Origin of the sequence: Chromobacterium piscinae (assembly GCF_021129175.1) — a bacterium.
Lineage (GTDB): Bacteria > Pseudomonadota > Gammaproteobacteria > Burkholderiales > Chromobacteriaceae > Chromobacterium > Chromobacterium piscinae.
The window spans coordinates 12,716-34,876 of record NZ_JAJOHV010000012.1 but is presented as its reverse complement, the minus strand read 5'-3'; the positions used below and the strand labels follow the sequence as shown (position 1 = coordinate 34,876).

The 22,161-nt window shown below is 53.0% G+C and carries 3 protein-coding genes; all 3 read left to right on the top strand.

What is annotated here, in order from left to right:
- Positions 1-21 precede the first annotated feature (21 nt).
- The 3 genes from LQR33_RS02740 (at position 22) to LQR33_RS02730 (ending at position 22,127) form a co-directional block, all read left to right on the top strand.
- Positions 22-5,592: a beta-ketoacyl synthase N-terminal-like domain-containing protein gene (locus tag LQR33_RS02740; protein WP_231467398.1), complete on the top strand. Its 5,571-nt coding sequence runs from the start codon at positions 22-24 to the stop codon at positions 5,590-5,592.
- Positions 5,593-5,643: 51 nt separating this feature from the next.
- Positions 5,644-12,711 (top strand): SDR family NAD(P)-dependent oxidoreductase, encoded by a 7,068-nt coding sequence (locus LQR33_RS02735; protein ID WP_231467396.1) that lies wholly within the window; start codon positions 5,644-5,646, stop codon positions 12,709-12,711.
- 68 nt (positions 12,712-12,779) lie between these two features.
- On the top strand, positions 12,780-22,127 hold the full coding sequence (locus LQR33_RS02730) for an SDR family NAD(P)-dependent oxidoreductase (RefSeq protein WP_231467394.1): 9,348 nt from the start codon (positions 12,780-12,782) through the stop codon (positions 22,125-22,127).
- Positions 22,128-22,161 lie beyond the last annotated feature (34 nt).

Here is a 22,161-nt window from a genome sequence, read left to right as displayed (position 1 = left end):
ACGACAACCGTGGAGATTCGCATGGGGTTAGACGACTTGCGTGACAAGATGGTCCACTATCTGAAGAAGCTGCTGGCCACGACGATACGATCGACAGTAGACCAGATAGATGCCGCAGAACTCATGGAAAAATACGGCATCGACTCGATTATGGCCATGGATTTGACTAATCGACTGGAAAAGGTTTTTGCTTCGCTACCCAAGACCTTGTTTTTCGAATATCGGACAATTAAGGACCTATCAGACTACTTCGTCGCGCAGCATGAAGAAAAGCTGGTCGAGCTGTTTGGCGGGGAGCACGCTTCGAAGCCGGTTTCTGCCACTAGCGCGGCGAATGGGGACAAGCACAGCGGCGCAAGTCCATCCAAATCCCGCCATCAGCAGGCGCGTTTTTATTCGGCAGGGAAAGGGGCGCAACAGGAGCAGACGCCTCAATCCATCGATATTGCCATTATTGGATTGGCTGGGCGCTATCCGCAGGCTAAAAATATCGATGAATTTTGGCAGGTGTTGCGAGATGGAAAAGACTGCATTACCGAAATTCCGCCAGACAGATGGGACCACGATCTTTATTTCGACCCGGTTAAGGGGAAGACTGGAAAAACTTATGCCAAGTGGGGGGGGTTTATTGATGGAGTCGACAAGTTCGATCCGACTTTTTTCCATATTTCCCCGAGGGAAGCCGAGTTCTTGGATCCGCAGGAGAAACTATTCCTGCAATGCGTATATGAGACTGTAGAAGACGCTGGCTATACCAGAGATAGTCTTGCCGCATATGAGAGAGATGGGCTCTCCGGCAACGTCGGCATTTACGTCGGTGTGATGTATTCAGAATACCAGCTTTACGGCGCGCAAGAGACTGCGTTGGGACGGCCGATCGCTCTTTCGGGAAGCTTGGCGTCGATTGCGAATCGGGCTTCGTATTTCTTCAATTTGCATGGCCCCAGCATGACGGTGGATACCATGTGCTCGTCGTCCTTGAGCGCGATACATCTGGCTTGCCAGAGTTTGCGCCAGGAAGAGTGCTCGATGGCGATTGCTGGCGGTGTCAATGTATCCATTCACCCGAACAAATATCTCATGCTCGCCCAGGGGCATTTCGCTGCAAGCAATGGCCGTTGCCTTAGTTTCGGCGCCAGCGGGGATGGCTATGTTCCCGGCGAGGGGGTCGGCGCGGTTCTGCTTAAGTTGAAGTCGCAAGCGATCGCAGATGGGGATCATATTTATGGAATCATCAAATGCACCGCAGTCAACCATGGCGGCAAGACCAACGGCTATTCCGTCCCGAATCCGGGCGCTCAGACGAGCGTTATTCGGCGCGCGTTCAAGCTAGGACAGATTGATCCGCGCAATATCGGCTACTTAGAGGCGCACGGCACCGGCACTTCGCTTGGCGATCCGATCGAGATCGCCGCACTGACCAAGGCATTCCAGGAGTGGACGAAGGACGAGAGATTTTGCGCGATTGGCTCGGTCAAATCGAATATCGGCCACTGCGAGAGCGCGGCAGGCATTGCGGCCGTGACCAAAGTACTTTTGCAATTGAAACATCAGACGCTGGTCCCATCCCTTCATTCCACGACGCTTAATCCCAATATTGATTTCAAATGCAGCCCCTTTGTCGTGCAGCAAGAACTGGCCGAGTGGCATCGCCCGTTGCGCGAAGCCAATGGCGAATCCATCGAGTTGCCTAGGTTGGCCGGCATTTCCTCTTTTGGCGCGGGGGGCTCGAACGCCCACCTCGTCATTGAGGAATATATGCCGCCGGAGCAACCTGCAAATAAGGTCGTTGGGAACGTCGGACCCGCGCTGATTGTATTGTCCGCTAAGGATGAGGACGGACTTCACGCGTTTGCCCTCAAGATGTTGTCGAGCGTTCGCGCCAATTCGTGGACGCATGAGAATCTGGCTGATATCGCCTATACGCTGCAGGTGGGGCGGGAGGCCATGGATGAGCGGCTTGCGTTCACCGCGGCATCGCTGCAAGAGCTGGAGAGCAAGCTTAGCGCGTTTTGCGAGGGTAGTGACGATATCGATAATCTTTGGCGCGGACTGGCCGCAAGCGACAAGAAGCAGTTTGCGGGACTGGCCTCGGATGAGGATATGCACGCGACGATTGGCGCTTGGATCGCAAAGGGTAAATTCGCGCGGCTGTTGAGCTTGTGGGTCAGCGGCTGGAATTTCGATTGGAATCGGCTTTATTCAGCGGAAAGGCCAAAGCGTATCAGTTTGCCGACTTATCCATTTTCGGAGAAGCGTTATTGGCTGGCGACAAACCATGGCGCCGCTGGGGCGATTGGCTCTGACGATGGCCAGAAACCGCGTGAAATGCGATTCCTGCAAAAAAAATGGATGCCGAGCCCGCGGGAGGCGAGCGGGGCGGGCAGTAAAAAAATAGCGATTCTATCGTCTCGCGAGACGAGTCAGCTGGCGCAATGGGTATCCAGGCGTTTTGCGGCTGCCGATATCCTTCACCCTGAGGATATCGCTGACGCAGAGCGCAGGCAGGAAACCGCGTGGAGCAGCTACGACGTAGTCATCGATCTGGTGGGCTGCGGCAAAGAGGAGCCTGCCGAACTGGACTGGATCTCATGGCTGCAAGGCATGGCGGAAAAAGGTCGCCGCGAAGGCGTCATGCTGTTGTGCTTTAGCAAAGGCCTGGAAGGTTTCAAGAATACCAGCATCAATTTAGCCGGCGCGCGCCGCGCGGGCCTGTGCCGCGCGCTGCAGAGCGAATACCGGCATTTGGGCACAAGACATGTCGACCTGGATCCCGATGCGGAGGACATTGTCAACGCGGGCTTGATCGCTGATGAGCTGTTGGTCGAGGCGGACGAGGTTGAGGTGTGCTATCGGGGAGGCCTGCGGTATGCGGCATTCCTGGATGCGATCACCCAGGACAGTCAGGTCAAGCCGATGCCCGCCTTCCCTGAGGAGCAAGTGTTGCTGGTGACCGGGGGCACGCGTGGCCTGGGCTATTTGTGCGCGAGGCATTTCGTCGAGCGGTATGGAGTCAAGCGCATCGTACTGACGGGGCGCGAGGAGATGCCGCCGCGCGATGAATGGCCATCTCTTCTCGCTGTAGATACGTCGCTGGCGCGGAAAATTCGCGCCGTCCAGACGTTAGAGGAGGGGGGGGCGGAGGTCAGGGTTCTGTCCGTGCCGCTGAGCGACCCCGATGCCTTGCGCCGCTGCATGGATGATATTAATCAAAACATGGGGCCTGTCGGCGGCGTCATTCACTGCGCCGGCATCAGCGATCGCGAAAATCCGGCATTCATTCGCAAGCCGTTGGATGGAATCCGCCGAGTATGGGAGCCGAAGATTGCCGGACTGGATGCGTTGCTGGCCACTATGAAAGAGCAGCCGCTGCGGTTCTTCATTCTTTACTCTTCCGTTGCGTCCGCCATTTCCGCCTTGGGTAGCGGGCAAAGCGATTATGCGGCGGCCAATGCCTATATGGACTACGTGGCATTGGCGCATCATCCAGATCTGCCGATTGTCAGCATTCAATGGCCCAGTTGGAGCGAGGCGGGCATGGGGCCTGTGCAAAGTTCGGCGTATGCGCGCACCGGGCTGCTTGGCTTGTCGAATGATGATGGCTTGGCTCTGCTGGATCGTATTCTCACAGGCGGGTATGGGCCTGTTGTTTTGCCAGCCTGGGTAGATCCCACTGCATTCAAGCCACAAGAGCTTATGCTGCGTACTTCCCGCAATGCGGTCCCGGTAGCTCAAGCGCAGTTGTCGCCAGAAAGCCCATCCGGACAAAGGGTAAGCTCGCATGCGTCGGATATCCTGCAGTGGGTAAGCGGTTTGGTGGCAGATCAACTACGATTGGACGCCACCCAGCTTAATCCGGATACGTCGTTCGCCGACTATGGCGCAGACTCGGTTTTGCTGGCGCAAATATTAGGGACGATGAACAAACAGCTTGATACGGAGCTGGACCCATCCGTCTTGATCGAACACCCCACTCTCTCGGCGCTTTCTGCTTGGTTAGCCAAGCATCATGGGGAACGGCTGTCCAAATTGCTGGTTCAGCATCGGCATGCTGGCAAGGCGATAAGCGATGAGCAAGCTGGGCGAAATATGAAGCCAGGCTCAGATCCCGTTTCTATTGAGCCCACTTTGCCCTTGGCCGCTAGCCATGCGTCCGCCACGCCGCCGCCCGTCAATCCGAGGCTAGCCGGCGAGCCAGGCGCGTTAGATATTGCCGTGGTGGGCCTTGCCTGCCGTTTCCCTGGCGCAGCCAACCTGGACGAATATTGGCGGCTGCTGGCGGAGGGACGTTCTGCGATCAGACATGTGCCGAAAGAGCGCTGGACAGCCAGCGCCGAAAATTTCGCCGGCGTGCTAGACGACATCCATATGTTCGATCCCGGTTTTTTTCTCATTTCTTCCGAAGATGCGGCTGCGATGGATCCTCAGGGGCTGCTGCTGCTGGAAGAAAGCATGAATGCTTTGTGCCATGCCGGATATGTGCTTGGGGATGTGAAAGGCAAGGCGATTGGCGTGTATATCGGTGCGCGTAGCAAGCACCAGCCAGACGAAGCCAGTTTGCTTGCGACGAAGAATCCTATCATCGCCCTTGGCCAGAATTACCTGGCGGCTAATGTTTCACAGTTTTTCGACCTTCGCGGGCCTAGCCTGGTTATCGATACGGCCTGCTCATCTGCGCTGGTAGGCATGAATATGGCGATACAAGCGTTGCGCGATGGCGATATCGAGGCTGCTTTAGTCGGCGGCGTCAGTTTGCTGGATGGCGATGGCGCGCATCGGCTGTTCATGCAAAGGCATATTCTCGGCGGTGCCGAGTTTCACATCTTCGACAATCGCGCGAATGGCATTGTGTTGGGAGAAGGCATCGGCGTGGTCATGATCAAGACGTTAGCGCGCGCGCTTGAGGACGGCGATCAGATTCATTGTGTTATCAAAGGCATGGCCATCAACAACGATGGACGCACGGCGGGTCCGGCCACGCCCAATCCGCAGGCTCAAAAACAAGTGTTACGGCAGGCTTTGGCTCGCAGCGGCAAGACTGCAGCGGAGATCAGCTATATCGATGTCAATGGCTCCGGATCGGAGGTGACAGACTTGCTGGAGCTTAAGGCGATCGAGTCCGTGTATCGATCCGGCTCCAAACAACGGCTGTGGCTGGGGTCAATGAAGCCGAATATCGGACATCCGCTCAGCGCGGAAGGCATCGCTAGCTTTATCAAGGTCGCGCTCGGCCTGAAATACGGCAAATTGGTTCCATTCTTATCTGCTATCGAGCCGATGACGCATTTCAACCTTGCGTCCTCGCCATTTGAATTCGCGCGTGAAGCATGCGATTGGCCAGCGGAAACTGCGACGGCGGCAATCAACTGTTTCGCTGACGGTGGCACCAATGCCCATGTTGTCATTGACGCCTGGCGAGAATATCGCGCAACAGCCGGTTTACGCCAATCAATAGCCCCGCCTTCGTTGCGCCGCATTGATGTCAGAGCCAGCCAGCCGTCGGCTCCATCGCCTGTTCGCGGGCGCACTAAGCTGGGAGCCGAGTCTCGCAACGGAAATGTCTGGAAGCAGGGCATTGCTGAACTTGAATAGCATCCCGAGTTAATGGGCACAACCTGAAACCAATAGCATAGATAGAACAAGATGAGAGAACAGCTGCGCTTCGATGTGGACCATCCTATCTTTCGCAACCATAAAGTGCATGGAGAGAGCCTGCTGCCTGGGCTGGCATATATCGATATCCTGTACCAGATTTTCCGTGACCGCGGTTACGATTTTAGTTGTCTTGAGTTGCGGGATCTGCTCATTTTCCATCCGATGGTTGTTCGGAAAGACGCGGGGCTGGATATTGAAATCGAATGTGAGGAGTACGCCGAAGGCGTATGGAAGATTCGTGTCGATAGCAAGAGTCCGGTTGACGACGGCTTGACGGGGGAGGGGACATGCTATGCCACTGCGCAAATGCGCATTGTCGATCCCGTGTCATTCGAAGATGAGATTCGCGCGGGCGAGCTCAAGCGGGACGCATCCAATCGCTCGTCCTTGAGCGAGATTTATGCTGGTTGCAAAGAGTACGGATTGGTTCACACGAGATTCATGAGAGCCTCTGGCACGGCTTATGGCGTGAATGATGCTGTGATTGTGGATCTTTCTCTTGGCCGCGCCGCGCGCGATAGCGCGGCGGGTTTCATGTTTCATCCGGTGTTGATCGATGGCAGCGCGATCGGAGCCGCCGTGACCCTTGAGCGAGGCCAAGGCGAAAGCCAATCATTGTTTCTGCCCCTGTATTACGAGTCTTTTCGCGCAGCCGCATTGCTCAATAGCAGATGCCTCGTGCGCGCGCGGCGAGCGCCGGTCGTCAATGACAAAGAACTGTCGAGTGTAACCTTGGAATTTTTCGATGAGTATGGGCGGAAAGTCGCCGAGCTCATGAAACTTACCAGCAAAAGGGTTCGAGCGGGGTGGGAAAGCGCTAGCGCCGGCAATCAGGATGGCTTCCCGCCGCCGCGGCCGAGCTCGGATGCGAGCCCCGTCTCCTTTTCCGCGGACAGGAATGCGCAAGCATTTCTACGCGAACTCATCGCGCAACGTTTGCAGCTCCCTGCCTCGCAAATAGATCCAGACGCCGGATACTACGAGATGGGGCTTGGTTCTGCGACCATGCTGCTGATTATGAAGGATATCGAAGCCAAGCTTGGGCAACCGGTTTCGCCGATCCTGCCGTTCGAGTATCCGACTATCGCCAGTTTGGCGAATTATCTTCGCGAAACCTATCCCGAATCCTTTCAGGAGACGACGCAGCAAGAGAGAGCGCCTGAGAGCGAACCGCAGGCGCCGGATGCGCGCGAAGACGCGAATGGCAGCGAAGTCGCGATCATCGGAATCAGCGGGCGATTTCCGGGTGCGGCGAACATCGAGGCGTTATGGAGCAATTTGTGCGAGGGCGTGGACTCGGTTAGTGAAATTCCCCGCGACCGATGGGATTGGAGGCGTTATCAGAAGGTCCAATCGTCGTCTGGGAAGCGTATTTCCAAATGGGGCGGGTTTATCGACGGGGTGGATCGCTTCGATGCGAAATTCTTCCGAATCACGCCGAGAGAAGCGGAGTTAATGGATCCGCAGGAGCGACTGTTTCTAGAAGTGTGCTGGGAGGCTATCGAGGATGCGGGATACACGCCTCAGAACCTGGTGAGCGCGCATGGCTCAGCGGGCCGACGGAAGGTCGGTGTTTTTGTCGGCGTGATGCATAAGGATTACACGCTTGTAGGCATGGATGAGATGCGGCATGAGGAAGGAATTCCGTTATCGCTTAACACCGCGCCAATTGCCAATCGCGTTTCTTACGTGTGCAATTTCCATGGTCCAAGCATGGCGATCGATACGGTATGTTCATCGTCGCTGACCGCAAGCCATCTTGCTGTAGAGAGTATTCTGCGAGGAGAGAGCGAGGTAGCGCTGGCCGGTGGCGTGAACTTGTCTTTGCATCCCGCGAAATACCTTACATACGGCATCGCCGAATTTCATTCATCAGATGGGCGATGCCGTTCATTTGGAACGGGCGGCGATGGCTATGTTTCGGCGGAGGGCGTGGGGGCCGTGTTGCTCAAGCCGCTGCAAGCGGCCATTCGGGACGGGGACAATATTTACGCGGTGATCAAGGGGTCTGTCATCAACCATGGCGGATCCGCCAGCGGCGTGACGGTTCCCAACCCCATCGCGCAAGCCGAGATGATCGATGCCTGCCTCATCAAGTCTGCTGTGGATCCAAGCACGATCAGCTACGTGGAGGCGCATGGAACCGGCACCTCGCTGGGCGATCCGATCGAAATACAGGGCTTGGTTAAAGCCTTCGGCAAGCACACTGACCTCAAGCAATTTTGCGCCATCGGCTCGCTAAAATCGAATATCGGTCATGCGGAATCCGCGGCCGGGGTTTGCGGCTTGATCAAAACGGCGCTGCAATTGTCCCGCAAGACGCTGGTGCCGTCTCTTCATGCGGATCAGCTGAATCCTTATATCGACTTCGATCAGACGCCGTTCTATGTCCAGCGCCGGGCGGAGCCGTGGAAGCGTCCAACGCTGCCAACCGTTGAGGCCCGGAAGGCGATCCCGAGACGAGCGGGGATCAGCGCGTTTGGAGCATCGGGATCCAATGCCCACATGATTCTTGAGGAGTACGAGGCCCCCTGCATCGATACCGGTTTGCGCGCGGAGGGTGCGCCGGTATTCATCATCCCTCTTTCCGCTAAAAATGAAGAGCGCTTGCGCGCTTATGCAAAAAAGTTATTGAGTCACCTTGACCGCCATGCGGATCAGCAGCGGATCCGAATCGCTGATATAGCGTATACCTTGCAGGTGGGGCGAGTGGCATTGACCGAGCGAGTTGCATTCGTCGTGAGCAGTATTCCCGCGCTCCAAGAAAAATTGGGGTTATATCTGGAATATGCCGCAAGCCAATCTGATATCGAAAGCGGAATCGACGGAGAGTGTTTTTATCGCGGCAGTACGCCGCATGGCCAGAGCGCATTGTCTGATCCAAACCATGCCGAGAAAATAGCTTCCTGGGCGGGCGAGGAGCGGTTCGAGAAAATCGCCCAGCATTGGACATCTGGCGGGACAGTCGATTGGTGCTTGCTGCATTCGGGATATCGTCTACGTCGTATTAGTTTGCCGACTTATCCTTTTGCGGAAGACCGCTACTGGATATCCGTTCGTCGAGAAAAGGAGGATGAAGCTGCGCAATGGAAATCGCAGCAGGCCGGCAATGATTTGTTAATGCTGCATCCGGGATGGCGCGAAAGCGATGCCGCGCCAGTTCCCCAGCGAGAATATAGTCAGCGTTGGGTGCTGCTATGCGGCGCAGCCAAGATATATGCCGCAGAACTTTCTGAACGCATCCCATTGCTGCAGCTGCGTTCGATCCCTGTCTGCGATGGCGGAATCGCGCGAATGTTTGATGTGGCTGCGGCGACCGTATTTGACATCGTGAAAGGGATTGTGCAGGCGAAACCGACTCATGATGTGCTGGTGCAAATTGTGGTGCCCAATGTGGGGGCGGAACAATTGCTGGCCGGGTTGGCCGGCATCGTGAAAACGGCAAGGCTGGAAGAGCCGAAATTGATAGGCCAACTCATTGAAGTCGATATTGATGGTGTCGACTTGTCCATGACAACCAAACTGATTGATGAGGAACGACATCCAGAGTGCCATCGAGTCAGGTATGCCAATGGCGCGCGCTGGATCGAGTCCTTGTCCATCATCCACCATGCAGAGTCGACCTCCATTCCCTGGAAAGAGCAGGGCGTCTATCTCATTACCGGAGGAGCGGGAGGACTAGGGCTTCTATTTGCCGAGGAAGTCGCGTCCAAGGTTCATGAGGCGACGATTGTAATCATGGGCCGCAGTGTATTGACCGAAGAAAGGCGCGGGCGCATCGATAAGCTCGCGAGGCCCGGCTTGCGTATCGAGTATCGTCGAGCCGACATCGAAGATCGTGCCGCGGTGCGCGCCTTGATCGAACACATCGACAGTCAGCATGGCGTGCTTAGCGGGGTCATTCATAGCGCAGGCCTTATCCGGGATAACTTCATCATTCGCAAGCGCGTCGATGAGTTCGCCTCAGTGCTTGCGCCCAAGGTCGATGGACTAGTGCATCTCGATGAAGAGACCAAACATCTGAAGTTGGACTTTTTGCTCATTTTTTCGTCTGGAGCCGGTGTCATCGGCAATGTTGGACAGGCTGATTATGCGACCGCCAATGCATTCATGGATGCATACGCGTCCTATCGGAATCGCCTAGCGGATGCAGGCCTACGTCATGGCCGCGCTTTGTCGGTTAACTGGCCTCTATGGCGGGATGGCGGCATGGGGGTGGATGAGACAACCGAGAGGTTGATGGCGGAAAACTTCGGCATGGTGCCGATGGAGACGTCGCTTGGCATGCAAGCCTGCTATCGATCTTTCGCTCTTGGCATCGATCAAGTGATGGTGATGGCGGGGCACCTGGATAGGCTAAGACAGAGTCTTTCTTTGAACGATGCCGCAAAGGGCGCTCCTGCGCTCATCGCCGAACCCGAGAATCTGAGCGACGCGCAATTGCGCGAAGGCGTTTTGGGACAATTGAAGGAAATATTCAGCGAGATCACTAAACTGGATGCGCGAGATATCTATACCGATGAAGCAATGGATGAGTTAGGGCTGGATTCCGTCATGGTTACTCAGCTCAATCAGAAATTGGCGGTGATTTTCGGGAACCTCTCCAAGACTCTGTTTTATGAGAAAAGAAATATCGGCGCGCTGGGGGATTACCTCATTGACGAGTATCGTACCGCGTGTCTTGCATGGGTGAGTGCCTTTGCATCGACGAACCTGAATGTGGATATGGCGCAATGCGGGAGCAAAACTTCGCGCGCACAGGCAGCATTTCTAACTGCGCAAGTTGGGAGCGCGGCAAAAATTGAGGCTGAGGATGATGGAGTCGCCATCATCGGCATGAGTGCGCGTTTTCCGCAAGCGAAAAATATCGAGGCATTTTGGAACAATCTAAAGACGGCCAAGAACCTGGTCGCTGAGATACCGGCGGAACGCTGGGATTGGCGCGTGTTCTACGACAATGATAGGCAGCATGCGGGAGTCAAGGGAAAGAGTTACGGCAAGCACGGGGCTTTCCTGGAAGATTTTGCCGATTTTGATCCGACTTTCTTCAAAATGTCCCCGCGCGAAGCGATGGGCATTGATCCGCAAGAGCGTTTATTCCTACAGGAGTGTTGGCGTACTTTAGAAGATGCCGGCTATGCTCCGTCAGCCTTGACCGAGCGCATCAAGCAGCGCGCGGGTGTTTTTTGCGGCATTACCAAGACAGGATTTAATCTATGGAACAGCGATAAATCCACTGTCGTTTATAGCACGTCTTTCTCCTCGCTAGTCAACCGTGTCTCATATCACCTGGATTGGCGCGGACCTTGTTTGCCGGTGGACACCATGTGTTCGTCTTCTTTGGTGGCTTTGCATCAAGCCTGCGAAGGCCTGCGAAGCAAGAATATCGATATTGCTCTGTCTGGCGGGGTAAACCTATATTTGCACCCGCTTAACTATGTCGCCTTGTCGCAAGGGCAACTATTGTCGGCTACGCATGAGAGCAGTGTATTTGGCATTGGCGGCGACGGGTTTATGCCCTCCGAGGGAGTTGGCGTTGTGCTGTTGAAGCGCTTGGCAGATGCGAAGCGAGATAATGACAATATTTTGGCAATCATTCGCGCATCGGCGATCAATCATGCGGGCCGAACGAACGGTTACGGAGTGCCCGATCCTGAGCATCAAGCTGCTGTCATCAAAGTGGCTTTGGAAAGAGGAAACATCGATCCGCAGACGATTACCTATATCGAGTCGGCGGCGAATGGTTCGGAAATGGGCGACGCTATTGAGATGAAGGCTTTGGAAAAGGCGTTTGCTTTCTCTAGGCAAGAGCGTGGGGCGCATTATCGGCTTGGTTCCGTGAAGGCATGCCTGGGGCATGGCGAAGCTGCTTCCGGCATGGCGCAAATCATTAAAACGGTGCTTCAGTTGCGATCGAAGATGATTTTCCCAACCCCACAGCCGTCATTCTTAAATCCATCGATCGAGTTTGACAAGCTGCCCTTTACCTTGCAGACAGAATTATGCGACTGGGAAGAGTTGAGGATTGCTGGAAAGGCCATGCCAAGAAGAGCCGGTGTCAATAGCTTTGGCGCCGGCGGCGTTAATGCCCACGTGATTATCGAGGAGTTTATCGCGAGTCCTGGCAGTCTGCCATTGTCAGAGCCGGTCATTTTCGTCCTGTCCGCTAAAACCAATCAAGCTTTAAGCGAATACAAGAAAGAATGGCAGGCTTATTTAAAAGCGCACCAGGACATTAATCTGCTGTCGCTTGCTTATACATTGCAGACGGGCCGCGAGCCAATGAAGCATAGATTCGCCTGTGTTGCCGATTCTGTAGATCAACTCATCGCCAACCTCGACCAAGACTTCAAGGACAATGCCCAAACCGCGAGCGCCAAGGAGGCAACCGATGCCGGTAATGGGAAGACGGCCGATATCGATACCTTAATCGCTCAGAGAAATCGTCAAGCTTTGGCCGAGCTTTGGATTGCCGGCGCAGCCATTCCATGGAAACGGTTATACGAAAATGCCATGCCTGGAAAATTAACGATGCTGCCGACTTATCCTTTTGCGAAAAGAAAGCTCTGGGTCGATGCCACCGCGAGCGAAAAGGTTCCGAATCCACAAGCGCCTACCACATCCTTGTCGCAGCATAGCCCTATGCCAACTGAGGCGGATACTGAAGAGCACTCGCGGGAAGAGGCCGGGCGTTTCATCGGGCTGGATGCGCTGTTGTCTTCGTTCTCTACGGGATTGTCTACTACGACCGAACCGTTGTCGTCTTACCCTGGCGATTCTGTAATACCCACGCTAGACGAGATCATCGGAATTGTCAGGGATGTCTTGCACCGAGTTCTCTACCTTGACGAGAGGGATGAGGTGGATGATGCAACCAATTTCATTGAGCTAGGCTTGACATCGATATCCATCGCTACATATGTGCATGAGCTCAATCGAGAAATAAGTCTAGGATTGCCTGAGACAATTGTATTCGACCATACAAATATTAGAGCCCTGGGAGCCCACATCCACTCATTGCTGCGGTCAGAATCTAGTCTCGAGCGAGTTGAGTGAAAGCAAGCCATGAGTCGGTCTGAATTATTCGGTGCTCGACGAGCGACATGTTTATAGGATGCAAAATAATGCCAGCCATATCAAACTATAAAAATAGGATTCGCAAGGTAGAGATTTCAGATATTCCAGCGCTTTTGGAGCTTCGCAAGCAGTGTGCCGCCTCGGATATTTTTGGTGTCGACGTCGATATATCCGACCTTGTACGTGATTTTCCACAAGGACAGATTCTTCTTGAACAAGAGGGGAGGGTTGTCGGTCTGATTTTATCTAGGCGGATAGGTGGCATTGAATCTCTGCATCGGGCCAAGGCGATAGATCTTCAGGCATTGCACGACCCATTTGGAGAGACGCTGCTGTTACTGGGAGTGTCTATTCTATCGGGTGTGAAAGAGTTGGAGGTGTGGCGCTTATTACTCTTAAACATGATAGAGGCCGTGAAGGCTGAGCAGAGAATTCGAAGCATCGCAGGGGTTGGGCGATGCATGCATGCTGTAGCTTCAGATGCTCAGGCATACCTTGCGTATCTTGCAAAATCGATCAAAGAAGGCTGGGCGAGCGAGCCAGCATTTCAACTCCACACCTTGAATGGGGCCAACGTTGTCGGAGTCATCGAGAATTACCAGTCGGAGACGGGGCCAGATTTCGGCTATGGAATATTACTTCAATATGATATCGATACGATCAAGACTTTTGATAGTGATACAGAGCGGGAAACTGATACCTTGGGTCGGCGCATAAGTGAATTCGCGAAGCGAAATCCGGAAATCGTACCCCTATCTCTACAGGGGCAGGGGCCGCGAACATTCTGGATACATCCGATGTCGGGAGATGTCGGTATGTATAACCGGCTTGCGACGCAGTTCGGCGATGCGATCCAAATGATTGGGATTCGGGCGCGCGGATTTTTGATGGTTGATTGTGAACCACTATCAGACCTGCGTGAAATGGCCAAGCGGTATGTGGACCATATTGTGGCCTTGGAACCGGATGGACCTTTTCATCTTGCTGGCTTTTCTACGGGAGGAATAATTGCTTACGAAGTGGCCAGACAATTGCAATTGCGAGAACGGGTGGTAGCCAGTTTAGTCATGATTGAGGCGCCGCTGTTGATGGAAAAAGATCGGCCGCTATTTCAGTCGTCAACACGAAATAATTTACTAGTTAATGCAAATTTCATGCTGATCACGCTGTTAAGCATGGATCCATCGTTCAAGAACGCGCTGGAGCGTCGCGAATTTTCCTGGGCCGATATTCAGATTAATGCTAGCGATATCGCGGACGTAAACGACGAAAATTTATTAGATTTTTTAGTGGAATTATGTCTGCAACGTGGTTTGAAGATATCCAGGGCAGAGGTCGCTTTCAAGCTCAAGTCTATGGCCGACGTTCATATGGCCAACCTAGTGGCAACTCAGAAATATCAAGCCGTGCCTTTGCCTCGTCCGGACGAGATCCGCTCATTTGTCTTTCATACGAGAACAGGGCGTGCGACTTCTAGTGTATTAATGAGTCCAGAGTATTTGGAGCGTGTGCAGCAGGCGAATGGCAGCATGCTATCGCTGTTGACAAGATGGGACACGTTATTGCCTAGCTTGACGACAATAATTCTAGATGGAGAGGATCACTTCGATATTCTGCGTTCTAAAGCAGGGCTGCAAAAATTCGTTCGGCAGTGTGTGGGGATTTTCACCGCCGGCGCGTCGGAAGTACAGGACAAAAATGCGAGCATCCAGTCTCCAGGTACTCAGCTGACCGAGCCGGTCGCCATTATCGGTATGTCTGGCAGGTTTCCTGGCGCGGAGGACGTTGACCGCTTCTGGGAAAATCTCCAGAACGGCATTAGCAGCATTCAAGAGGCGCCGACAGATAGAGGCTGGCGAATCGACGATTATTTTGATCCAGTACCACAAACTCCCGGCAAGACTTACTCTAAGTGGGGAGGTTTTTTGGATGATGTGGATAAGTTCGATCCGCTGTTCTTCGGCATCTCTCCGCGCGAGGCGGAGGGCATGGATCCGAGCGAGCGCATCTTTCTCCAGGAATGCTGGCGCGCGATTGAGGATGCTGGCTATGCGGCTACCGAAATCAGCGGCAAAGCTTGGGGAGTATTCGCTGCGGCTAAGGGAGATTATTCCTATCACATTCACAAAATGCATGATACCTACCTAGCGCCGACGGATTCATCCGCTCCTTCCCGAGTGTCTTATTTATTAAATCTGGTCGGGCCGGCAGTGAGTATTGATACCGCGTGTTCATCCACTCTGACAGCAGTAGTTTATGCCTGCGATAGCCTAGTTTTGGGTAATTGCGAAGTCGCACTTGCCGGTGGCGGCGGTATTTATTCGACACCCAACCTATTTGTTTCGTCCAGTCAGTCATTGTTGTTCTCCCCGGATGGGAGATGCGCGCCATTCGATCATCGCGCCAATGGCACGGTGTTGGGCGAGGCGCTTGGCGTGGTTGTGCTCAAACTGCTGAAAAATGCCATCCGCGACGGCGATCACATTTATGGCGTCATTCGCGGATGGGCAAGCAATCAGGATGGCAAGACCAATGGGATGACGGCGCCCAGCGTGACATCGCAAGCAGCTTTGCAGAGCCAAGTCTACAAAAAGTTCGGCATCGATCCTGCCCGGATCGGCATGGTCGAGTCGCATGGCACCGGCACCAAACTTGGCGATCCGATCGAAGTGCAGGCCTTGACGGCGTCATTCCGGCAGAACACGCAAGAGTCAGCTTATTGCGCGCTGACCGCGGTGAAGGGGAATATCGGACATGCTTTCGCCGGGGCTGGTATTACGTCGTTGATCAAGGTATTGCTTTCGCTGAAGAATAGGCAGATTCCGCCAAGCCTTAATTATGAGAAGACCAATCCTTTTATCAAGCTAGAAGAAAGCCCTTTCTTCATCAATACACAATTGATGGATTGGCCTGATTCCGACTACCCGAGATGCGCGGCGATAAACAGCTTTGGCGCCACCGGTATCAATGCGCATGTAGTGATTGAAGAATTTGATAGCTGCAATGGTCATACCGACCATTCGCCATGTATCGGACCGGCGATCATAGTGCTGTCCGCCAAAAGTGCCGACAGACTGGAAGAGCAAGCGCGGCAATTTCTAGCATTTCTGCAGCATAGACTTACTTCCCTCCCCAGCCTGGAGCATGTGGCCTATACGCTGCAAGTCGGCAGAGTGGCTATGGAGGAGCGCATGGCCATGCTGGTGAGCTCCTTCGATGAGCTGGAGCAAATGCTGAAGGCATTCCTGGATGGGCAAAAGCGCATCAAAAATTTCTATCAAGGACGGGCGAGCAAGAATCAGGTGTCGGAGATACTGCTAAACGACGATGATTTGGACAAGCTTATTTCTGCCTGGATAGTAAACGGCAAGTATGAGAAATTGCTGCGGCTTTGGGTCAATGGGTCCGCTGTCGATTGGAGGCTGTTGCATGGCAATCGTTCTCTGCGCCGGGTAAGCCTTCCATCCTATCGATTTGCCAAGGAGCGATATTGGTACGAGCCGACTCTCCAGGCGGTACGTGGTCATGTTTATGCCGGGTCTGGACAGACAGTCAACTGGATTCACCCCTTGTTGCATATGAATACCTCGAATCTGTCGGCGCAAAAATACAGTTCCACATTCACTGGCAGCGAGTTCTTCTTGGCTGATCATGTGGTGAATGGCAATCCGGTATTGCCTGGCGTTGCTTATCTGGAAATGGCTCAGGCTGCTGCGCGACATGCCATGGATGTCGCGATGGAGGGAATTGGAGTCCTGATCAAGAATGTGGTGTGGGCACGGCCGATATCGCTTACCGATAAGACAGTCGAGGTGCATGCGATGCTGACTCCGACGCAGGATGGCGAGCTTTCCTATGAAGTCTTTACAACAGATCGAGATGCGATTGAGGCAAGAGTGACGCATAGCCGGGGCTATGTGCAATTCGTCGAAGCTTTTCCTAAAGAGCAGTTTGATATTGCCGCCTGCATCGCTGAGTGCAATCAGCGCACGCTAAGCCATGAAGAGTGTTATCAGATTTTCCATGCGGTAGGCGTCGACTACGGACACGGACATCGCACGATTCAGAGTCTTATGCTAGGCAATGACAAGGCGCTTGCGGAGCTGGTTCTGCCGGAAGACATGTTTCAGACCTTACAGGATTTCGCGCTGCACCCCGGGCTTGCCGATTCGGCTCTGCAAGCCTGTATTGGCTTGCTATTCGATGAGAGAAGCGACAGCCGCACGGATGGACAATCCAGGCTTTTGCTGCCTTTCGCATTGCACGAACTGGAAGTCCGGGGCCGGTGCACACCGAAAATGTGGGCGATTGTCAGTCGCGAGAGCGGGCAGAGCCTAAATCATGAACAGATCGAGATGAACATAGATCTGTGCGACCAAGATGGCTGGGTACAGGCGCACCTGAAAGGATTTACGGCTCGGCTCTATGCTGGAACGGGCGGAGATGCCCTTTTGCCGGAGGCCGCTGGCTCTATCATGCTCACGCCGGCCTGGCGGGAGGCGCCGCTGCGCGTCAACGCGTCTCCTCCCTTCGAAAGACATGTGGTTTTACTCTGCGATGTTGGAGCGGAAACCCTGGCTGATGCATTGCCGCAAGGCGTGCAGTGCCATCTGCTGCGCTCAGCTGGACAGGGGATTGACGAACGCTTTGTATGCCATGCCGAAGCATCATTCCGCATAGTCCAAGATGTGTTAAGACAAAGGGGAAGTCAGCGTATCTTCGTGCAAATCCTTGTTGGGGGGAAAAGCGAAGACACGCCGCTCCAAGGCTTGATTGGCTTGCTGAATACCGCCAGTCTGGAAAATCCTGGTTTGTCTGGGCAATTAATCAGTGTTAATGGCGAAGAAAGTGACGCGGCGCTGGCTAAATTGCTTATGGAAAATGCCAGCGCACCTCAAGACAAGCTCGTTCGTGATATGAACGGCAAACGATATATTCAAGCATGGCAAGACGAACACGGCCAGCGTGATGCTGCCCAGATGCCGTGGAAAGACAATGGGGTATATCTCATTACCGGCGGCGCCGGAAAAATAGGCTTGGCCCTGGCCAAGGCAGCCGCGACGCATGCGAAAAATGTCGTCCTCATACTTGCCGGACGTTCCGAGCTGACCGCGGTCCAGCAGCTGGCTATCGATGGAATTGCCGCCGCGGGCGCTCGAGTGCTGTACAAGAGAGGGGATGTCGCGGTCGTCGGCGAAGCCTTGGCTTTACTTACATATATTCGAAATAAATACGGAGCTATCAGTGGAGTCATTCATCTTGCCGGCGTCATCCAAGATAACTTCATTATCAAGAAAACATCGGACGAGCTGCACAAGGTGTTGTCGCCTAAAGTCATGGGACTGGTCAATCTGGACGAAGCCACCAAGTATGACGAGTTAGATTTTTTTGCGTTGTTCTCTTCGCTTGCTGGTGTCAGCGGCAATATAGGGCAGGCTGATTATTCTATGGCCAATGCCTTCATGGACCGTTATGCCGAGTATCGGCATAGTTTGGTTCAAAGCGGGCAACGTTATGGTAAAACGATTTCGATCAATTGGCCGCTTTGGCAAGAAGGCGGGATGAGCCCTAGTGGCGAACACCAACATTCGACGGAGCTTGGTCTAGTTCCGTTGGCTGCGTCTGCAGGCATCGAAATTTTCTCCGCCGCATTGCAAACGGAATGTTATCAACTCCTTGTCATGTGTGGGGACGTGTCGCGGATAAGGACGCAGCTCAATGTAGACAACAGGCATAAAAAACATTTTGCGCCTTCATCCGGGCAACGGTATTCGGATGCTCTGCTGAGTAGGGAGCAAGCGGGACTGATAGCAGAAAGCGACAAAACAAAGTTACCAGAAAAGACTGTCGCTTTGCTAAAAAATACGCTAGCGTCGGCATTAAAAGTACCTGAGTATAAAATCGATCCTGACTCACCACTAGAAAAATATGGTGTCGATTCTATTGTGTCGATGGAGCTGATTACTTTGTTAGAGAAAGTTTTCGGCCAATTGCCCAAGACATTATTCTTTGAGTATCAGAATATTGGCGATCTTGCTTCGTACTTTGTCAATGAACATAGCGAAAGGCTGGCCGCAATATTTACATCTGAGCAGCTACCTGAACGGCAGGTCAAGAAAGATCTCCGTGATAACAATGTGGTAACGGAACTGCCTGCACTTCATGGTGTGAGTCTGGATTACAAGGCGCTGAAAGATAAAAGATTGCCGTTGTTGCCTAAATCAAATCCTTTTGAGGAAAAAAATCAGGAGAGAAGTACTGATATTGCAATTATTGGTTTGGCAGGCCGTTATCCGAAAGCACGTAATTTGGATGAATTTTGGGCGAATTTGAAAGCCGGATGCGACTGCATTACGGAAATTCCCGAGAGTCGTTGGGATCATGCCCCTTATTTTGATAGCGATGTCAATATTTCTGGGAAAACATATTGCAAATGGGGCGGTTTCATCGATGATGTAGACCAATTCGATCCATTGTTCTTCAACATCTCGCCGCGAGATGCCGCACTGCAGGACCCGCAAGAGCGTTTGTTCCTGGAAACCGTATGGGAGTTAGTGGAAAGCGCGGCGTATACGCGCAGTTCGCTGAAAAAGAAATTTTCCGGACAGGTGGGTGTTTTTGTCGGGGCCATGTATCAGCAGTATCGCGCGATGAAAACGGAGCCTGAGATTGAAGCTGTGTTATCTCTGGCTTCCTATAGTTCAATTGCGAATCGGGTATCGCATTTCTTTGGATTGCATGGACCGAGCATCGCTATCGACACTATGTGCTCGTCTTCCGTTAGTGCGATTCATATGGCATGCGAAAGTCTAATCAAAGGCGAGTGCGCGATGGCCATCGCCGGAGGGGTCAACCTATCGATCAGTCCTCAGAAATATATCGGCCTAGCGCAGACTAGGATAATTGGCAGCAGCCCCAGTAGCAGAAGTTTCTGCAATGGCGATGGTTATCTACCCGCGGAGGGAGTGGGCGCAGTATTGTTGAAACCGCTGAGCGAAGCTGAGATGGATGGTGACATCATTCTGGGCATTATCAAGAGCTCGTCTATCAACCATAGCGGACAGACGAATGGTTTTGGCGTACCGAATCCTAATGCGCAGGCGCAGCTGATCAAAGGAAATTTGGCGAAAGCCGGCATCGCTCCGGAAACGATCGGTTATATTGAGGCGGCTGCAAATGGATCACCGCTGGGCGATGCTATTGAAATGACAGCGTTGGCCAGTGTGTTTGGAAAAGATTTGGCGAGGGGCGATTTTTGCCATATAGGGTCGGTGAAGTCAAACATAGGCCATGCAGAGGCGGCATCCGGCATGTCGCAATTTTCTAAGGTGGTCCTGCAAATGCAGCATCAGCAGATCGTGCCCTTAGTTAATTCTGATAATCTGAACCCTAATATAAATTTTGAAAGCATGCCATTTTGTTTGGCCAAAGAGTTAGTGCCTTGGCGGCGGCCAGCCATCGACATCGAAGGCGTTGCAAAAGAGCTTCCTCGACGCGCGATGATTAATGCTTTTGGCGCTGGGGGATCGAATGCGCACCTTGTCATTGAAGAATATGTACGGGAAGAGCCTCCTCTGAATCAGCCGGATTTCGATGAGACGAAACACATTGTCGTGCTTTCCGCAAAATCTTCTACTAGTTTGCGGCGGATGGCGGGACGGCTGAAGGATTTTATTGAAGCCCAGAGCGATATTAACTTGCTTGATTTTTCTTACACGCTTCAGATCGGGCGTGAGGCAATGGACTGCCGTCTTGCGTTGGTCGCTAAGCATTGCGCGGACGTGATCGTTGGGTTGAATGAATTCCTTTCTGAACCGGATGAATCTAAGGACGGTGATGTAAGAGTTCCCATATTTGTCGGGGAAAGCGAAGATGGCCCGATATTGAATGAGTTGTTCTTTGGATCTATTGGCGAGAACCTTGCAGCGGCGCTCATCAAGGAACGCAACCCTGAAAAGATAGCGCTTTACTGGGCATACGGCGGGGCGATTGACTGGGAGCTGTTACACCAGGGGAAAAACGCGCACCGCATAGTATTGCCGACCTATGCGTTTGAAAGAAAACGCTACTGGGTGGATGCTGGCCCTGCGCCGAGCGAGTGCAAAGCTGCACCGACGCAAAAAACAACTGCGCATGTCAGTAATGTGGCGGGCATTCTCGCGGAGCTGATTGGAATAGGCGTTGATGAATTGAAGCCTAGCAAATTATTACGTGACTACGGCATTGATTCAATTCGTATGATGCAGTTGCTTGCGCAATTGCAATCAAAAATAAGCTCTTCGATTTTGGCAGAAGACTTAATGGCATGCCGCACACTCCAAGAGATTAACGCATTAGTCACTCGTTTCAGATCGCCAAATGAGGAGAGTGATTTGATGGGAGCGTTTCCGGACGCGCGCGTGGCAGAAGATTGGACGCAATTTCCAGAATTGATAAAGTTGAATCGCCATACAACGGGAATGCCAGTTTTCTGGTTTCACGCTGGAATGGGGGGCGTTGAGGCGTATCAATCTATCGCCAGCAAGAGCACGCGACCATTTTTTGGCATTCAAGCCAGGGGGTGGGGCACGCAACGTGAACCGCTGCAGGGTATACAAGCGATGGCAGCCTACTATACGCACATAATCTGCAAGGTTTGGCCGGAAGGGGGGTGCGATCTGGGGGGGTACTCCTTAGGCGGCGTGCTGGCATACGAAGTTACACGCCAATTGCAAGAACTGGGGAGGACGGTCAATAGCATCGTTATGTTGGACTCCCCTGACGGCAATGCCATGAGGCACTCAAAAATATCACTCAAAACGCATATTTTGAGATATATTAACACCCAATTGTCGTTATTGTCTTTGGGGGACCCGGCTGGAGCCGAGTCGGTGTTGATACATCGGGATGAAGTGGCCTCGGATTTGGATGATCAAGATTACCTTGCCGCTTTGCTGAAGCTCGCCAAGATGCGTGGGTTGAAGAGGCCCGCAGTAAAGTTGAGCTCACAAGTCATGCAGCATGTTCGCGTACAAAATGCTTATCAGGTGGATCAAATTACTCTTTCTCCGCTGAGCAAACCTGAAGAGGTGAGCTGCCATTACTTTAGGAATCGCAACGGTGTTTTCCTCGGCGTACTGGAACCTTATTTTCTGGCCGAAGGTGAAAAGGTTGAAATGGAAGCTGAAGCTTATTGGAAAGAGTGGACGGCACTGCTGCCGAAACTGACGTTCATAGATGTTGACTCTTCCAATCACATGTCCTTGCTGGCGGAAGAGCAACCATTCGAACAGATTTCCAGTCTTTGTGAGAATCTTTACTCGAAAACGAGTATGGAAAGTGGAACTGGGCACTTGAATTGGAGTGTTCCTCAGAAAAAAGATATGCCAGATGGTAAAGTGTCGAGTCTGAGTTAGTAGGGTCTATGTAATGCTGCCATTTGTCGGCATG

Excerpts from the sequence above, each read along its gene's own strand:
- LQR33_RS02730 (WP_231467394.1), top strand. The coding sequence starts at position 12,780 with ATGCCAGCCATATCAAACTATAAAAATAGGATTCGCAAGGTAGAGATT.
- LQR33_RS02740 (WP_231467398.1), top strand. The coding sequence starts at position 22 with ATGGGGTTAGACGACTTGCGTGACAAGATGGTCCACTATCTGAAGAAG.
- LQR33_RS02735 (WP_231467396.1), top strand. The coding sequence starts at position 5,644 with ATGAGAGAACAGCTGCGCTTCGATGTGGACCATCCTATCTTTCGCAAC.